General features: G+C 69.0%; 16 protein-coding genes. 11 read left to right on the plus strand and 5 right to left on the minus strand.

Features of this window, described 5'->3' with window-relative positions; translation table 11 throughout:
- Positions 1-52 precede the first annotated feature (52 nt).
- From FPY90_RS01935 to secG, 11 genes are all read left to right on the plus strand, one after another.
- Positions 53-772, plus strand: a complete 720-nt coding sequence (locus tag FPY90_RS01935) for an HAD hydrolase-like protein (RefSeq protein ID WP_498683519.1) — start codon at positions 53-55, stop codon at positions 770-772.
- Complete coding sequence (locus FPY90_RS01940; protein ID WP_071213268.1) at positions 773-1,444, plus strand: lysophospholipid acyltransferase family protein; 672 nt, start codon at positions 773-775, stop codon at positions 1,442-1,444.
- Between the two features lie 14 nt (positions 1,445-1,458).
- The gene (uvrC, locus tag FPY90_RS01945) at positions 1,459-3,420 is read left to right on the plus strand and encodes an excinuclease ABC subunit UvrC (RefSeq protein WP_498683521.1); all 1,962 of its coding nucleotides are present in this window, start codon (positions 1,459-1,461) and stop codon (positions 3,418-3,420) included.
- Between the two features lie 35 nt (positions 3,421-3,455).
- A complete protein-coding gene (gene rapZ / locus FPY90_RS01950) occupies positions 3,456-4,349 on the plus strand; it encodes an RNase adapter RapZ (protein WP_498683522.1) in 894 nt (297 codons plus the stop codon).
- 6 nt (positions 4,350-4,355) lie between these two features.
- On the plus strand, positions 4,356-5,396 hold the full coding sequence (locus tag FPY90_RS01955; RefSeq protein WP_071213265.1) for a gluconeogenesis factor YvcK family protein: 1,041 nt from the start codon (positions 4,356-4,358) through the stop codon (positions 5,394-5,396).
- 10 nt (positions 5,397-5,406) lie between these two features.
- On the plus strand, positions 5,407-6,387 hold the full coding sequence (gene whiA, locus FPY90_RS01960; protein WP_071213264.1) for a DNA-binding protein WhiA: 981 nt from the start codon (positions 5,407-5,409) through the stop codon (positions 6,385-6,387).
- 92 nt (positions 6,388-6,479) lie between these two features.
- The gene (locus tag FPY90_RS01965) at positions 6,480-7,109 is read left to right on the plus strand and encodes a superoxide dismutase (protein ID WP_498683523.1); all 630 of its coding nucleotides are present in this window, start codon (positions 6,480-6,482) and stop codon (positions 7,107-7,109) included.
- 239 nt (positions 7,110-7,348) lie between these two features.
- Positions 7,349-8,362, plus strand: a complete 1,014-nt coding sequence (gene gap, locus FPY90_RS01970; RefSeq protein WP_071216751.1) for a type I glyceraldehyde-3-phosphate dehydrogenase — start codon at positions 7,349-7,351, stop codon at positions 8,360-8,362.
- A 27-nt stretch (positions 8,363-8,389) separates the two neighbouring features.
- Positions 8,390-9,622, plus strand: coding sequence for a phosphoglycerate kinase (locus FPY90_RS01975; RefSeq protein ID WP_071216752.1), 1,233 nt, complete (start codon positions 8,390-8,392; stop codon positions 9,620-9,622).
- Positions 9,619-10,434: a triose-phosphate isomerase gene (gene tpiA / locus FPY90_RS01980; protein WP_498683528.1), complete on the plus strand. Its 816-nt coding sequence runs from the start codon at positions 9,619-9,621 to the stop codon at positions 10,432-10,434. The genes FPY90_RS01975 and tpiA overlap by 4 nt, the downstream gene beginning before the upstream one ends.
- A 28-nt stretch (positions 10,435-10,462) precedes the next feature.
- Positions 10,463-10,714 carry a preprotein translocase subunit SecG gene (gene secG / locus FPY90_RS01985; protein WP_071216754.1) on the plus strand — a complete coding sequence of 84 codons (252 nt, stop codon included), beginning with the start codon at positions 10,463-10,465 and terminating at the stop codon, positions 10,712-10,714.
- Between the two features lie 95 nt (positions 10,715-10,809).
- Here the strand turns inward: secG and pgl are convergent, their stop codons facing one another.
- The 5 genes from pgl to tal form a co-directional block, all read right to left on the minus strand.
- Positions 10,810-11,574 carry a 6-phosphogluconolactonase gene (gene pgl, locus FPY90_RS01990; RefSeq protein WP_498683530.1) on the minus strand — a complete coding sequence of 255 codons (765 nt, stop codon included), beginning with the start codon at positions 11,572-11,574 and terminating at the stop codon, positions 10,810-10,812.
- Complete coding sequence (locus FPY90_RS01995) at positions 11,564-12,505, minus strand: glucose-6-phosphate dehydrogenase assembly protein OpcA (protein ID WP_071216796.1); 942 nt, start codon at positions 12,503-12,505, stop codon at positions 11,564-11,566. The genes pgl and FPY90_RS01995 overlap by 11 nt, the downstream gene beginning before the upstream one ends.
- Complete coding sequence (gene zwf / locus FPY90_RS02000; RefSeq protein WP_071216756.1) at positions 12,502-14,061, minus strand: glucose-6-phosphate dehydrogenase; 1,560 nt, start codon at positions 14,059-14,061, stop codon at positions 12,502-12,504. Before zwf ends, FPY90_RS01995 begins: the two co-directional genes overlap by 4 nt.
- A gap of 96 nt (positions 14,062-14,157) precedes the next feature.
- Entirely contained in the window at positions 14,158-15,789 is a 1,632-nt protein-coding gene (locus FPY90_RS02005; RefSeq protein ID WP_498683533.1) for a phosphoglucose isomerase-related protein, read from the minus strand.
- A complete protein-coding gene (tal, locus tag FPY90_RS02010) occupies positions 15,789-16,901 on the minus strand; it encodes a transaldolase (RefSeq protein ID WP_071216758.1) in 1,113 nt (370 codons plus the stop codon). Before tal ends, FPY90_RS02005 begins: the two co-directional genes overlap by 1 nt.
- Positions 16,902-16,922 lie beyond the last annotated feature (21 nt).

The following is a 16,922-nucleotide window of genomic DNA, read 5'->3' on the forward strand; positions in this document are numbered from 1 at the left end:
CGGGCATGCGCGTACGGCACAAGCGCCCAGTTCATGCGAGAATACGACAGTGATGATTGCTCCCTCCGCCGTGCTGCTTGACCTCGATGGAACCCTTGTGGATCCGGCCGGGGCTATCACCTCGGGCATCCGCTTTGCGTTGACGCAGGCGCAGATCCCCGATCCGGGTGAAGAAAAACTCCTGTCCCTCATCGGGCCCCCGCTGACCATCGGTCTGGCCACCATCGACGGTGTCGACCCCTCGACCATCGGTTCGCTGATCGCCACCTACCGTGCGCAATATGCCGAATCCGGCATGGCGGCATCACGTCCGTACCCCGGCGTCCCCGAACTCCTGGCCGCGCTGCGTGCCTCCGGCACCACGGTGCTGGTCGCCACCGCCAAGCCCACCCACATTGCCCGGGCCCTGCTCGAGGTCCAGGGCATCACGCCCCTGCTGGACGGGGTTTTCGGCAACGACGACGAGGGCGACGGCACCTCCTCCTCCAAGACCCACATCCTGGCCGCGGCGATCGCCGAGCACGACCTGGACCCCGCCCAGTGCGTGATGGTGGGGGACCGGCGCTACGACATCGAGGCCGCCCACGAGAACGACATGGCCTCCATCGGCGCCGGCTGGGGCTTCGCCGAAGCCGGCGAGCTCGAGGCCGCCGGTGCCGGGGCGCACGCCGCGGACCTGGCCGAGCTTGCCGGGCTGCTGCTGGGCAACGCCGCCGAGGAAACGCTGCGCGAATCCCTGGTGGCCGCCAACCCGACGGGAGCCGGCGCCTAGATGAGCCTGTACACCATGACCCGCTCCTCGATCCGCGGGCTGCTTTCCGGGCTGTGCCGCCCCACCGTCACCGGACTGGAAAACGTGCCCCGCACCGGCCCGGTCATCATCGCTTCCAACCACCTCTCCTTCCTGGACTCCATCATCATCCAGGCGCTGACCCCGCGGGATGTCGCGTTCTTCGCCAAGGCCGAGTACTTCACCACCCCGGGCCTCAGGGGCAAGGCCATGAAGACCTTCTTCGAATCCGTGGGCTCGATCCCGGTCCAGCGCGGGGAACAGGCTGCCTCCGTCGCGGCCCTGGAATCCCTGGTCGACATCCTGGAGACCGGCGGCGGCATCGGCATCTACCCCGAGGGCACCCGATCGCGCGACGGCAAGCTCTACCGCGGGCGCACCGGCGTGGGCTGGCTCGCGCTGTCCACCGGCGCCCCGGTGGTCCCGGTCGGGCTGGTCGGCACCGAGAACCTGCAGCCGGCCGGGAAGAACACCATCAAGCCGCACCACTTCACCCTCGCCTTCGGCAAGCCGCTGCAATTCGAGCACCTGGGCCGCAAGCACCCGCTGCCGCAGCGCCGCGCCGCCACCGACGCGATCGTCGATGCCATCGCGGAGCTCACCGGCCAGGAGCGCGTGGACGCCTACAACCAGACCCCCATCAGCGACCAGTAACCGGAGCAGCAGAAGTGGCAGACCCCCAGAGCTACCGCCCCGCCACCGGGGACATTCCGACGCGTCCCGGGGTCTACCGATTCCGCGACGAGGTCGGCCGGGTCATCTACGTCGGCAAGGCCAAGGTGCTGCGCCAACGGCTGAACTCCTACTTCGCCAACCCCTCGGGGCTGACCCCCAAGACGCACGCCATGGTGCACACCGCCGTCTCGGTCGAGTGGACGGTCGTGGGCTCGGAGCTCGAGGCGCTGCAGCTGGAATACACCTGGATCAAGGAATACAACCCGCGCTTCAACATCGTCTTCCGCGACGACAAGACCTACCCGTACCTGGCCGTGACCATGGGGGAGAAGTACCCGCGCGCGCTGGTGATGCGCGGGGACAAGCGCAAGGACACCAAGTACTTCGGCCCGTTCTACCCGGCCAAGGCCATCCGCGAAACCCTCGACACGCTGCTGCGCGTCTTCCCGGTGCGCAGCTGCTCCGCCGGGGTGTTCAACCGGGCCCAGTCCTCCGGGCGGCCCTGCCTGCTGGGCTACATCGACAAGTGCGCCGCCCCCTGCGTGGGCCGCATCAGCCCCGAGGACCACAAGCAGCTCGCCGCGGACCTCTGCCAGTTCATGGGCGGGGAGGGCACCCGCTTCATCAAGGAGCTCGAGGCCAAGATGGCCGGCGCCGTCGCCACGCTCGAATACGAGCAGGCCGCCAGGTACCGCGACGACATCGCCGCACTGCGCCGGGTCTTCGAACGCAACGCCGTGGTGCTGGCCGAAAACACCGAGGCCGACATCTTCGCGGTGCACGAGGACGAGCTCGAGGCCGCCGTGCAGGTCTTCCACGTGCGCAACGGGCGCATCCGCGGCCAGCGCGGCTGGGTCGTGGAAAAGGTCGAGGACTCCACCCCGGAACAATTCATCGAGCACATGCTCACCCAGGTCTACGGCGAATCCGCCGGGGACGACAGGATCCCGCGCGAGGTGCTGGTCCCGGTGCTGCCGGAGAACGCCGACGACGTCGCCGCCTGGCTGCAGACGCGCCGCGGCTCGGCCGTCTCGCTGCGCGTGGCGATGCGCGGGGACAAGGCGACGCTGGCCGAAACCGTGCGGGAAAACGCGGAGCAGTCGCTGCGCCTGCACAAATCCCGCCGCGCCGGTGACCTGACCACCCGCTCGGCCTCGCTGCAGGAACTCCAGGACGCCCTGGGGCTGCCGGCCCCGCTGCTGCGCATCGAATGCTACGACGCCTCGCACACCCAGGGCACCAACGTGGTCGCCTCCATGGTCGTCTTCGAGGACGGGCTGCCCAAGAAGGCCGACTACCGCAAGTTCTCGATCACCGGGGAGGCCGCGCGCGACGACACCGCCTCGATGTACGACGTGATCTCCCGCCGCTTCAAGAACTACCTGGCGGACATGGAGGACACCGTGCCGATGATCAGCGGGGAAATCGACATCGCCGACGCCTCCGAGCGCATGCCCGCCCGCCGCTTCGCCTACCCGCCCTCGCTGGTCATCGTCGACGGCGGACCCCCGCAGGTCGCCGCCGCCTCCCGGGCCCTGGCCGATTTGGGCATCGACGACGTGTACGTGGTCGGGTTGGCCAAGCGGCTGGAAGAGCTGTGGCTGCCGGACGACGAGTTCCCGGTGATCCTGCCGCGGGCCTCCCACGCCCTCTACCTGGTCCAGCGGGTCCGGGACGAGGCGCACCGCTTCGCCATCACCTTCCACCGCAAGAAGCGCTCGGCCTCGATGACCACCTCGCTGCTGGACACCATCCCCGGGCTGGGCCCGGCCAAGCGCGAGGCGCTGCGCAAGCACTTCGGCTCGATGAAGAAGATGCGCGCCGCCACGGTGGAGCAGCTGCTAGAGGTCCCGGGCATCGGCCCGGCACTGGCCGCCACGGTGTTCGACGCGCTGGCCGCATCCGGCGCGGATGCGCCGGCAGTGAACATGACCACAGGTGAAGTGCTGGACTGACCGAATCGGGACCCGCGGGCGACTAGGCTAGGAACATGACCACCGAGCTTGCCCCAGTGAAACCACCCGAGTCCGAACTTCTAGTGATTACCGGCATGTCGGGCGCCGGGCGCACCACCGCTGCCCACGCGCTGGAAGACCACGGCTGGTATGTGGTGGAGAACCTGCCCCCGACGCTGCTGGGCATGCTCACCGAGATCGTGGCGCACGCCGGAGGATCCATCCCGAAGCTCGCCGTGGTCATGGACGTGCGCTCCAAGTCGCTGTTCCCGCAGTTGCGCGAGAACCTCAACGCACTGACCAGCGCCGGCGTCGCCTACCGCGTGCTCTTCCTGGACGCCGCCGACGACCTGCTGGTCCGCCGCTTCGAACAGGGCCGGCGCCCGCATCCGCTGCAGGAGGACGACCGCATCGTCGACGGCATCAACCTCGAGCGCGAGGTGCTCCGGGAGCTGAAGGAAGCAGCGGAGATCGTCGTGGACACCACCGAGATGTCGGTGCACGACTTGGCCCGCTCGATCACCGAGCTGTTCTCCGAGTCCGGCCCGATCGTGCTGCGGCTGAACGTTATGAGCTTCGGCTTCAAGTACGGGGTCCCCACCGACGCCAACTACGTCGCCGACGTCCGCTTCATCCCCAACCCGCACTGGGTCCCCGAGTTACGCCCGCACACCGGCAAGGACAAGGCGGTCTCCGACTACGTGCTGTCGGCCACGGGCGCCGCCGAATTCATCGAACGCTACATCGGTGCCCTGGAGCCGGTCTTCGAGGGCTACCGCCGCGAAAACAAGCACTACGCCACCCTGGCGGTGGGCTGCACCGGCGGCAAGCACCGCTCGGTGGCCACGGCCGAGGAAATCGGGCGCCGGCTGGCCCAGCTGCCCAATGTGCGCGTCAACGTCACGCACCGGGACCTGGGACGCGAGTAGCCCGCCATGGCGTTTTTCACCGGCCCCATCCCCATCCAGCCACCGTCCCGCTCCTCCGGGGAGAACAAGGTCGTGCGCGTGGTCGCCCTCGGCGGCGGCCACGGGCTCTCGGCCTCGCTGTCCGCGCTGCGCCGGCTGACCACCGACCTGACCGCGATCGTCACGGTGGCCGACGACGGGGGCTCCTCCGGGCGCCTGCGCGAGGAGCTCGACGTGCTGCCCCCCGGGGACCTGCGCATGGCGCTGGCCGCCCTGTGCGACGACACCGACTGGGGCCGGACCTGGCGCGATGTCATGCAGCACCGCTTCACCTCGAAGCCCGGATCGAGCGCCGCGCTGGACCAGCACGCCGTGGGCAACCTGCTGATCGTCGCCCTGTGGGAACTGCTCAAGGACCCCGTGGCGGGGCTGCGCTGGGCCGGGGCCCTGCTTGGGGCCCGCGGCCAGGTGCTGCCCATGAGCACCACCCCGCTGACCATCACCGGGGACGTGCTGCAGGAAGACGCCGGCAGCGGGCTGGTCCAGCGCCGGCTCTCCGGCCAGGCGAAGCTCGCCGAGGCCGGCGAGAGCGCCCTGGTCTCCAACGTGCGCCTGGAACCGGCCGACGCCGCGGCCTGCACCGAGGCGCTGGACGCCATCGAGCTGGCCGACTGGGTCGTGCTCGGCCCGGGCTCCTGGTACACCTCGGTGCTGCCGCATCTGCTGCTGCCGGAAATGCGCGAAGGCCTGCAGCAGACCGCGGCGCGCCGGCTGCTGACCATGAACCTTTCCACCGACACCGCCGAGACCGGCGGGATGGACGCCGCCGCGCACCTGGAAGTCATCGCCAAGTACGCCCCCGACCTGCGCCTGGACGCCGTATTGGCCGACCCGGCGACGATTTCGGACCACGAGGCGTTCACCCACGCAGCCGCCCGGCTAGGCGCCCGCACCTTTTTCGGTAAAGTAGGGGTTGGTGCCGGACGCGCAGTCCACGACCCCTTGAGACTTGCCGCCGCATACCACGACGTGTTCACCACGTTCAGCACAGACGAGCCCAGCAGTTAGGAAACAATCCATGGCACTGACGGCTTCCGTCAAGGACGAGCTGTCCCGGCTTGAGATTCGGAGATCCTCCGAGCGCAAGGCAGAAGTATCCACCATGCTGCGATTCTGCGGCGGCCTGCACATCATCTCCGGACGCATCGTCATCGAGGCCGAGGTCGACCTCGCCTCCACCGCCCGGCGGCTTCGTGCCGCCATCGCCGAGGTCTACGGCCACACCTCCGAAATCATCGTGGTTTCCGGGGGAGGGCTGCGCCGCGGCAACCGCTACGTGGTCCGCGTGGTCCGCGACGGCGAGGCGCTGGCCCGCCAGACCGGCCTGCTCGACGGGCGCGGCCGTCCGGTGCGCGGGCTGCCCTCGGTCATCGTCAACGGCTCCACCGCCGACGCCGAGGCCGTGTGGCGCGGCGCCTTCCTCTCGCACGGTTCGCTGACCGAGCCCGGGCGTTCCTCGGCACTGGAAATCACCTGCCCCGGCCCCGAGTCCGCACTGGCACTGGTCGGCGCCGCCAGGCGCCTGGGACTGGTCGCCAAGGCCCGCGAGGTCCGCGGCGTGGACCGCGTGGTCATCCGCGACGGCGAGGCCATCGCCCAGCTGCTCACCCGCATGGGCGCCCACGACGCCTTGATGGTCTGGGAAGAGCGACGCATGCGCAAGGAAGTGCGTGCCACCGCCAACCGGCTGGCCAACTTCGACGACGCGAACCTGCGCCGTTCGGCACAGGCGGCCGTCGCGGCAGGCGCCAGGGTGGAACGCGCCCTGGAGATCCTGGGCGACGAGGTCCCCGAGCACCTCAAGTACGCCGGCGCGCTGCGCGTGGCGCACAAGCAGGCGTCGCTGGACGAGCTCGGACGCATGGCCGAACCGCCCATGACCAAGGACGCGATCGCCGGGCGGATCCGCCGCCTGCTGGCCATGGCCGACAAAAGGGCCTCCGAACTGGGAATACCCGGCACCGAGGCCAGCGTTCCACTGGATATGCTCGAACACTGAGCCCAAGGATTTTCCGCGGTTGCGCGGAGATGCAGTAACGAAGAAGAACGCATCCACTTCTCGATGGGTGCCGATGAGAATGAGGAGTCATTTTGGCTATTTATACCTTGCCCGAGCTGCAGTACGACTACGCGGCCCTGGAGCCGAACATCTCGGCGCGGATCATGGAGCTGCACCACTCGAAGCACCACGCGGCCTATGTGGCCGGGGCGAACACGGCCCTGGAGCAGTTGGCCGAGGCGCGGGAGAAGGGCGAGTTCGGGAATGTCCCGAAGTTGTCCAAGGACCTGGCGTTCCACCTGGGCGGGCACACCAACCACTCGATCTTCTGGAACAACCTGTCCCCGGAGGGCGGGGACAAGCCCGAGGGGGAGCTGGCCGCGGCGATCGACGACGCCTTTGGCTCGTTTGACGCGTTCCGTGCGCATTTCACGGCGGCGGCGATGAGCCTGCAGGGCTCGGGTTGGGCGTTGCTGGGCTTTGAGGGCCTCGGTGGCCAGTTGGTCATCGAGCAGCTGTACGACCAGCAGGGCAACGTGCCGGTGGCGACGACCCCGTTGTTGATGCTGGACATGTGGGAGCACGCGTTCTACCTGGATTACGTGAATGTGAAGGCCGACTACGTGAAGGCGTTCTGGAACATCGTGAACTGGGCCGATGTCTCGGCGCGTTTCGAGGCGGCCCGCAAGGGTGCCGCGGCGCTGATCGTCCCGGGCAAGTAACAAAACCCCGGTGGAGGCGTAAGCCTCCTCACATCGAACGCCCATGTGGCGTAAGATAGAAACAACGTGTTTTGCGTGTCTTGCGGCATCAGCCGCAAGACACGCATAAACCCGGTCAGCACCCAGCTGACGACACAACGGAGTGTCCAATTTTTCCAAGCCACTCCGTCTCTGTGTCCCAACCCCGGGGCCCTCTTTCCGCGGCAGTGGCAACACCACTCTGTCAAGGAGAAATACACGTGACTACCCGTGTTGGCATTAACGGTTTCGGACGCATTGGTCGCAACTTCCTGCGAGCAGCCCTGGCGAACCGCGCAGACATCGAAGTTGTTGCAGTAAACGACCTCGGATCCATCAACGACCTGGCCATGCTGGTCAAGTACGACTCGATCATGGGCCGCCTGGAAGAAGACGTGAGCGTCGACGGCGCCTACATCGTTGTCGGGAACAAGCGCATCAAGGTCCTCTCTCAGAAGGATCCCGCCCACCTGGGCTGGGGCGAGCTGGGCGTCGACGTCGTCATCGAGTCCACCGGCCTGTTCACCAAGGCCGTCGACGCCGAGAAGCACCTGCAGGCAGGCGCCAAGAAGGTCATCATTTCCGCCCCCGCTTCCAAGGAAGACATCACCATCGTCATGGGTGTCAACCACGAGAAGTACGAGGCCGACAAGCACCACATCATCTCCAACGCCTCCTGCACCACCAACTGCCTGGGCCCGGTCGCCAAGGTCCTCAACGACCAGTTCGGCATCGTCGACGGCTTGATGACTACCATCCACGCGTACACCGCGGACCAGCACCTGCAGGATTCCCCGCACAAGAAGGATCCGCGCCGCGCCCGTGCCGCCGCCCTGAACATGATCCCGACCTCCACCGGTGCGGCCAAGGCCATCGGCCTGGTCCTCCCGGAGCTCAAGGGCAAGCTCAACGGCTACGCCATGCGCGTGCCGGTCCCGACCGGGTCGGCCACCGACCTGACCGTGAACCTGGCCCGCGAGGCATCCGTCGAGGAAATCAACGCCGCGTTCAAGAAGGCCGCCGAAGAGGGCCCGCTCAAGGGCTTCCTGAAGTACTCCGAGGACCCGCTGGTCTCCACCGACATCGTCCACGACCCGCACTCCGCGGTCTTCGACGCCGGCCTGACCACCGTCATCGGCACCACGGCGAAGGTCGTCGCGTGGTACGACAACGAGTGGGCCTACTCCACCCGCCTGGTTGACCTGACCGAATACGTCGGCGCCCGGCTCGGTTAGTCCCCGAGACTCGGATAACCTAGTCACATGACTTCCCACACTCTCGACGAACTGATCGCCGATGGTGTCCTTGGGCGGCGCGTTCTGGTCCGCAGCGACCTGAACGTGCCGCTCGATGGCTTCACCGTCACCGACGACGGGCGCGTGCGCGCCTCCATTCCCGTGGTGCAGAAACTGGCCGAGGCCGGCGCCCGCGTCATTGTCATGGCACACCTGGGCCGCCCCAAGGGCGAGCCCGACCCCACATACTCCATCGCCCCGGCGTCCACGCGCCTGGCCGAGCTCTCCGGGCTTGACGTGCGCACCGCAACCGACGTCACGGGCCCTTCCGCGCAGAAGCTTGCCGGCGAACTGGTCGACGGTGCCGTGCTTGTGCTGGAAAACGTGCGCTTCGATGCGCGCGAGACCTCCAAGGACCAGGGCGAGCGCGCGCAGTTCGCCGCCGAACTGGCCGCACTGGCCGGCGAGGGCGGTGCCTACGTGAACGACGCCTTCGGCGCGGTGCACCGCAAGCACGCCTCGGTCTACGACATCGCCGCGCTGCTTCCGGCCTACCAGGGCGACCTGGTGGCCACCGAGGTGCGGGTCCTGAAGACCCTCACCGAGGCCCCCAAGCGCCCCTACGTGGTAGTTCTGGGCGGATCCAAGGTCTCGGACAAGCTTGCGGTGATCGAGAACCTGCTCGGGAAGGCCGACCACCTGCTGATCGGCGGCGGCATGGCCTTCACCTTCCTCAAGGCCCTGGGCCACGAGGTCGGCGGCTCGCTGCTTGAGGAAGACCAGCTGGAAACCTGCCGCGGCTACCTCTCGCGCGCCAAGGAACTGGGCTGCGACATCGTGCTTCCCACCGACGTGGTCGTTGCCTCGAAGTTCGGGGCCGACGCCGAGCATGAGGTGCGCCCGGCCGAGGACATCACCGGCGGGCGCTTCGGCGACACCGGCCTGGGCCTGGACATCGGCCCGGTCTCCGGGGAAAACTTCGCCAGCTACATCACCAGCGCCAACACGGTCTTCTGGAACGGGCCCATGGGCGTCTTCGAGATCCCGGCATTCGCGAACGGCACCCGTGCGGTGGCCGGCGCGCTGGCCGAATCCGAGGCGTTCAGCGTCGTCGGCGGCGGGGATTCCGCAGCCGCGGTGCGCACGCTGGGTTTCCACGACGACGATTTCGGACATATTTCCACCGGCGGCGGTGCCTCCCTCGAGTACCTCGAGGGCAAGGAACTGCCAGGCCTGACTGCCTTGGAGGCGCGTAAGTGACCACTTCGACCAACGGTAAATTCGACCGGAAGCCGCTGATTGCCGGCAACTGGAAGATGAACATGGACCACGTCCAGGGCATCACGCTGCTGCAGAAGCTGGCCTGGACGCTGGCCGACGCCGAGCACGACTTCGAGCGGGTCGAGGTGGCGGTCTTCCCGCCGTTCACCGACCTGCGCGGCGTGCAGACGCTGACCATGGGCGACAACCTCCCGGTGCGCTACGGCGCCCAGGACCTCTCCGCCCACGACTCCGGCGCCTACACCGGGGAAATCTCCGGACAGTTCCTCTCACGCCTGGGTTGCGGCTACGTGCTGGTGGGACACAGCGAACGCCGTGCCCTGCACCACGAGTCCAACGAGCTGCTGGCCGCCAAGGTCGCCGCCGCGTACCGCCATGCGGTCACCCCGGTGCTGTGCGTGGGCGAGGGCCTGGAGATCCGCCAGGCCGGAACGCACGTCGAGTACACGCTCGAGCAGCTGCGCGGCTCGCTGGCCGGGATCACCGCCGAGCAGGCGGCAACCCTCGTGGTTGCCTACGAGCCGGTCTGGGCCATCGGCACCGGCGAGGTCGCGGGACCGGAGGACGCGCAGGAACTGTGCGCCGCCATCCGCGCCGAGCTTGCGGTGCTCTTCGGCGCCGACGTCGAGGCCTCGGTCCGGGTGCTGTACGGCGGCTCCGTCAAGGCGTCGAATGCCGCGGCAATCCTCGCCCAGCGCGACGTCGACGGCGTGTTGGTCGGCGGGGCCTCGTTGGACGCCGCGGAATTTGCTAACATTGTTAGGTTCGAGCACCACCTGGTGACCGACTAATCGCCATCGAGCGGATTGAAGGGCAATAGTGGACGTCATCAAGTTGGTACTGCAGATTTTGCTGGGCATCACGAGCCTGCTGCTCACCCTGCTCATCCTGCTGCACAAGGGCCGCGGCGGCGGCATGTCCGACATGTTCGGCGGTGGCATGACCACCTCGCTGGGATCCTCCGGCGTCGCCGAGCGCAACCTCAACCGCGTGACCATCGTCCTGGGAGTGACCTGGGCAGCCGTCATCATCGGCCTGGGCCTGGTCATGCGCTTCAGCGTCGAGTCCTAGGCTTCGGCCGCACCGCACCAAGCAGGCAAAAAGCGCGGCCCGCCTCTCCTTCAACGGATGAGGCGGGCCGCGCTTTGGCGTGCGTGGAGAACCGGTCAGACCAGGGCCGCGGCGGCGGCGTCCATGAGCCACCAGGTCCCCTGGGTGCCCGACACCCCGGAGGCCGGAACGCGTTCACGCGCCACCGGCTCCTGGCCCAGGGCCACGCCGGCCGCCGGGGCCTTGTCGGCCCCCGCGACCACGAGCCACACCGCGCGGGCGGTGTTGATGGCCTGGAAGGTCAGGGACACGCGCAGCGGCGGCGGCTTGGGCGAGTCCCGCACCCCGATGACGTTTGCACCGGTTGCCGCGGCTCCCGCGTGGTCGGGGAACAGCGAGGCCACGTGCGAGTCCGGGCCCATGCCCAGCATCAGCACGTCGAAGACCGGCAGGGAACCGGCGGTTCCCTCGTCTGAGGCCTCCCGCTCCAGCAGGTGCGCGTAGGCGGCGGCCGCCTCCTCCGGGGTCCCGAACTCGTCGGCCGCGCCCATGGCGTGCACCCGGCCCCGGTCCAGGCCGTGGGCATCGAGCACGCCCAGCAGCACCTCGGCCTGCACCGCGTTGCGGTCCGGGGAGCCGGCCTCGACAAAGCGCTCGTCCCCCCAGTAGAAGTTCACCCGCGACCAGTCCACCGCGCCCAGCGCGGGGGAGTCGGCGACGGCCTGCAGCGAGGCGATGCCCAGGGTTCCGCCGGTGAGCACGAGGGATGCCTCCCCGCGCGCGGCCTGCGCGTCGAGGATCGCGGTGACCAGCCGGGCGGCGACCGCGGCGGCGGTGGCCGGCAGGTCGGGGTGGATGACGACGTGACGCTTAGCGCTCACTGGCACGGATGCTCCTCAGGTTGGTGCGTTTCAGGCCCTCGCGCACGACCTCGCCGAACAGCTCGTCCGGGTCGAGGCGGCGCATCTCCTCGGACAGGCAGTCCGAGACCGAGCGCTGCGGCAGGGAAATCAGCTGGGCCTTCTGGCCCGGCTGGTACAACTCGGCCACGTCCCCGGGGGGACGGGTAAGCTCGACGTCGCCGGTGGGAAGCGCGAAGCGCACCGAGCGGACGCCGGTGCCCTCGGGTGAGGACGCCAGCGTCACCGGGATCCGCAAGCACAGCCGCAGCCAGGCGGCAAGCAGCACCGTGGAGGGGGAATCGACCGCACCGGTGACGGTCACCGCGGTGACCTCGGCCGGGTCCAGCTGGTCCATCACCGCGGCCAGCTGGGCGCGCCACAGCGTCAGCCGGGTCCAGGCCAGGTCGGTGTCCCCGGCCCGGTAGGACTCGGCCAGCGCGAAGAGCGCCTTGCGCGGGTTGGCCTCCGCGCCCGAATCGGTGATGCGGCGGTGCGCGATCCTGCCCAGCGGGGACTGCGAGGCGTCCTTCGGGACCCCGTGCGGCCACCAGGCCACGATCGGGGCGTCGGGCAGCAGCAACCCGGAAACCAGGGACTCGTCCACGTGCGCGTCGGGGCCGAAGGTGTGCAGCACGATGACCTCCGCGGCGCCGGCGTCCCCGCCCAGGCGGATCTGCGCGTCCAGCCGGGTCGCCCCGGTGGCAGCGCCCTGGACCACCACCACGATGCGGCAGGGGTGTTCGCGGCTGGCCAGCGAGGCCGCGGAGATCGCGTCCTCCTCGTACCCGGCACGGGTGATCACCAGCAGCGTCAGCACGCGGGAGAGCGCGGCGGATCCGCCGGCCCGGCGCATGGTGACCAGTTCCTTGGAGATCTTCGAGGTGGTGGTGTCTTTCAGCTGCGCAATCATGGGCGGCGCCATGTCCTTCCGTCGCGGGCCATCAATTCGTCGGCCGAGGCCGGGCCCCAGGAGCCGGGGGCGTAGGGTTCGGGCTGGGTCGGCAGCGACGCCCAGTGTTCCTCGAACGGGTCCAGGATGCGCCAGGACTGCTCGACCTCCTCGTGGCGGGGGAACAGCGGCGGCTCGCCCAGCAGCACGTCCAGGATCAATCGCTCGTAGGCCTCGGGGGAGGACTCGGTGAACGCATGCCCGTAGCCGAAGTCCATGGTCACGTCGCGCACCTCCATCTGTGTGCCCGGGACCTTGGAGCCGAAGCGGATGGTCACGCCCTCGTCGGGCTGGACGCGGATGACGATGGCGTTCTGCCCGAACTCGTCGTCCTTGTGGTCGCGGAAGAGCAGGTTGGGGGCGCGCTTGAAGACCACCGCGATCTCGGTGACCCGGCGTCCCAGGCGCTTGCCGGCGCGCAGGTAGAACGGGGCCCCGGCCCAGCGGCGGGTGTTGATCTCCAGCTTGACCGCCGCGTAGGTCTCGGTCTTGGACTCCGGGTTGAAGCCCTCCTCGTCCAGGAAGCCGGTGACCTTCTCCCCGCCCTGCCAGCCGGAGGTGTATTGGCCGCGGGCGCTGGCAGAATCCAGGTCCTCGGGCAGCCGCACGGCGGTGAGCACCTTTTCCTTCTCGCTGCGCAGGTGGTCGGCGTCGAAGGAGATCGGTTCCTCCATGGCGGTCAGCGCCAGCAGCTGCAACAGGTGGTTCTGGATGACGTCGCGCGCCGCCCCGACCCCGTCGTAGTAGCCGGCGCGGCCGCCGATGCCGATGTCCTCGGCCATGGTGATCTGCACGTGGTCCACGTACTTGGCGTTCCACAGCGGTTCGAAGAGCTGGTTGGCGAAGCGCAGGGCCAGCAGGTTCTGCACCGTCTCCTTGCCCAGGTAGTGGTCGATGCGGAAGACCGCATCGGGCGGGAAGACCGATTCGACGATCTCGTTCAGCTCGCGGGCCGAAGCCAGGTCGTGGCCGAAGGGCTTCTCGATGACCACCCGGGACCAGCCGGCGTCGGGGGATTCGTCGTGGGCCAGCCCGTGCTTGGAGAGCTGCTGGCAGACGGTCTCGAAGGAGTTCGGCGGGATGGAGAGGTAGAAGGCGTGGTTCTTGGAGGTGCCGCGCCGGGCCGCCAGGTCGTCGAGCGTCTCGCGCAGCCTGGTGAATGCTGCATCGTCGTCGAACCCGCCGGAAATGAACCTGAAGCCGCTGGCCAGCTGCTCCCAGACGGTCTCGTTGAAGGCGGTGCGGGAGTGGTCCCTGACCCAGGCCTTGGCCTCGGCGGCGAACTGCTCCGCGCTCCAGTCCCGGCGCCCGAAGCCGACCACGGCGAAGTTCGGCGGCAGCAGCCCGCGGTTGGCCAGGTCGTAGACAGCGGGCATGAGCTTCTTGCGGGCCAGGTCCCCGGTGATGCCGAAGAACACCAGCGCCGAGGGCCCGGCAATCTTCTCCAGGCGCCGGTCCCGGCGGTCACGCAGCGGATTGGGGTGGTTCAGCGCGGGGCGCGGGGTGGAATCGAGCATCAAAGACGGGCCTTCAACTGTTGGTGGGAAACCGGTGAAACGGTGCACCGGGCGCGCGCGGCGCCCGGTGCACCGGGGTGGGATGCGGGTGGTGGATCAGGCCTGGGCCAAATCCCGCACCAGCTTATCCAATTGGGCCAATCCCGCTTCCTTGTCCCGCAGGTGCAGGCGCAACACCGGGCGTCCCGCATCGGCCAGCACCGCCGCGTCGCCGGAAGCCTGTGCGGCAATCAGCTCCCCGAAGGTGAAGGGGCGCTCGGGGATCGACAGGTCCATCGCGGAGTCCGCGGTGACCTGCAGGTAGGCGCCCACGCGCGGGCCGCCCTTGTGGAACTGCCCGGTGGAGTGCAGGAAGCGCGGGCCCCAGCCGAAGGTCACCGGACGTCCGGTGGCCGTGGCCAGTGCCGGGCGGATGGCCTCCAGCGCGGTGTCCGCGCGGCGGTCCAGGTACGCCTGCACCGACAGGTACCCGTTGCCCGGCAGCGCCGCCAACAATGCCGCCAGGGCGCCGGCGACCGAATCGACGCCGGTGAGCAGCCCGGCGGAGCCGCGGACCTCGATCGCGCCCTCGGTGAGCTGCGCGGGGACCGGGCCCGGGGTGGAATCCAGCAGCGAGCGGGCGGCGACCTTGGCGGCCTCCACGTCGGGCTGGTCGAACGGGTCGATCTCCAGCAGGCGCCCGGCGATGGCCGTGGCGTACTCCCAGAGCAGCATCTGCGCGCCCAGGGCGCCGGAGACGGCGACCGAGGCCGCGTTGGCATCGATGTCCTCGTCGGTCAGCAGCCCGGTGTCGGCCACCAGGCGGATCTGCAGGAAGTCCGCCGCGTCCGAAGTGGTTTCCGGCGCACCGTCCTCCACGACCACCGGCAGCACGCCGGTGCCCAGCTTGCCGGTGGATTCGGCGATGAGCTGTTCGGCCCAGTCGGCGAACCCGACCAGGCCCGAGCCCTCGTCGGCGAAGATGAGCTTGTCGCGCAGCGGGGAGGTGCCGGCAAGCGCGGCGCCCAGGGCCAGGGCGATGTTGTCCTCGTCGTCCTCGGCCAGGAACTCCGCGGCGTCGGATGCCTCGTCCAGGAACGCCTCGATGTCCACCCCGGCCAGGCCGGAGGGGACCAGCCCGAAGGCGGTCAGCGCAGAGTAGCGCCCGCCCACGGTCGGGTCGGCGTTGAACACCGCGCGGTAGCCGGCCTTGCGGCTGGCCGCATCCATCGGGGAGCCGGGGTCGGTGACCACGATGATCCGGGCGGCGGCGTCGAGCCCGGCGTCGTTGAACGCCTGCTCGAAGACGCGGCGCTGCGAGTCGGTCTCCACGGTGGAACCGGACTTGGAGGCTACCACCAGGGCGGTGGTGGCCAGCCGGTCGGTGAGGATGCCGGCAACCATTTCCGGGTCGGTGGAGTCGCAGGTGACCAGCTCGACGTCGTTGGTCGCGCAAATGACCTCGGGGGCCAGCGAGGAGCCGCCCATGCCCGCGAGCACGATGCGGTTCACGCCCTCGGCGCGCAGCTCGTCGCGCAGCGCCAGGATGCCGGGCACCAGGGCGCGCGAGCTTTCCGCGGCGTCGACCCAGCCCAGGCGGACCGCGGCCTCGGCGCGGGCCGAGGCGACCCACACCGTGGTGTCCTTGGCGGCGATGCGGCTGGCGACCCGATCGGCCACCAGCGCCGGCACATGCGCCTCGATGGCCGCTTGCGCGGCACCGGTGGCGATGAAACCCAGGGAGCTCATTAGTTGCCTGCCTTCTTCAGCGAGGCGGCGAGGTCGGTGAGCAGCTCGTTCCAGGCGGCCTCGAACTTGTCCAGGCCCTCGACCTCGAGCTTGGCCACGACCTCGTTGTAGCTCACGCCCAGGGCGGCAAGCTCGTCGAGCACGGCGTTGGCCTGCTCGTAGGTCCCGGTCACGGCGTCGCCGGTGATCCGGGCGTGGTCCGCGGTGGCTTCCAGGGTCTTCTCCGGCATGGTGTTCACGGTGTTCGGTGCGCACAGCTCGGTGACGTAGAGGGTGTCCGGCAGTGCCGGGTCCTTCACGCCGGTGGAGGCCCAGAGCGGGCGCTGCGCGTGGGCGCCGGCGGCGGCCAGCAGGTTCCAGCGCTCGGAGGTGAAGGACTCCTCGTAGACCTGGTAGGCCAGGCGGGCGTTGGCGACGCCGGCCTTGCCGCGCAGGGCCAGGGCGGTGTCGGTGCCGATGGCGTTCAGCCGCGCATCGACCTCGGTGTCCACGCGCGAGACGAAGAAGGAGGCGACCGAGTGCAGCTTGGAAATATCGTGCCCGTTGGCCTTGGCGGCCTCCAGCCCGGTGAGGAAGGCGTTGATGACCGCGCGGTAGCGCTCCAGGGAGAAGATCAGCGTGACGTTCACCGAGATTCCGGCGGCCAGCGTCTGCGCGATGGCCTCCAGGCCCTCGACGGTGGCCGGGATCTTGATCAGCACGTTCTCGCGGTCGACCATCTCGGACAGGACCTTGGCCTCGGCGATGGTCTCGGCGGTCTTGCGGGCCAGGCGCGGGTCGACCTCGATGGAGACCCGGCCGTCGGCGCCGTTGGAGGCGGCGTAGACGGGTGCGAACAGGTCGCAGGCCGCCGCGACGTCGTCGCTGGTGATCTTGAAGACCGCTTCCTCGGCGTCCATGCCGGCAGCTGCCAGTTCCTTGACCTGTGTGGCGTAGGACTCGCCGTCCTGCAGTGCGGCGTGGAAGATCGAGGGGTTGGTGGTGACCCCGACGACGTTCTTTTCCTTGATCAGTGTTTCCAGCGAACCGGAGGTCAGGCGTTCGCGGGAGAGGTCATCGAGCCAGATCGAGACGCCGGCGTCGGAGAGGGCCTGGGTGTTTGCGTTGCTCACGATGGGAATCCTTTGGGTGTT

The organism is Arthrobacter sp. C2 (genome assembly GCA_024207135.1).
In the GTDB taxonomy this organism is placed as follows: Bacteria; Actinomycetota; Actinomycetes; order Actinomycetales; family Micrococcaceae; genus Paeniglutamicibacter.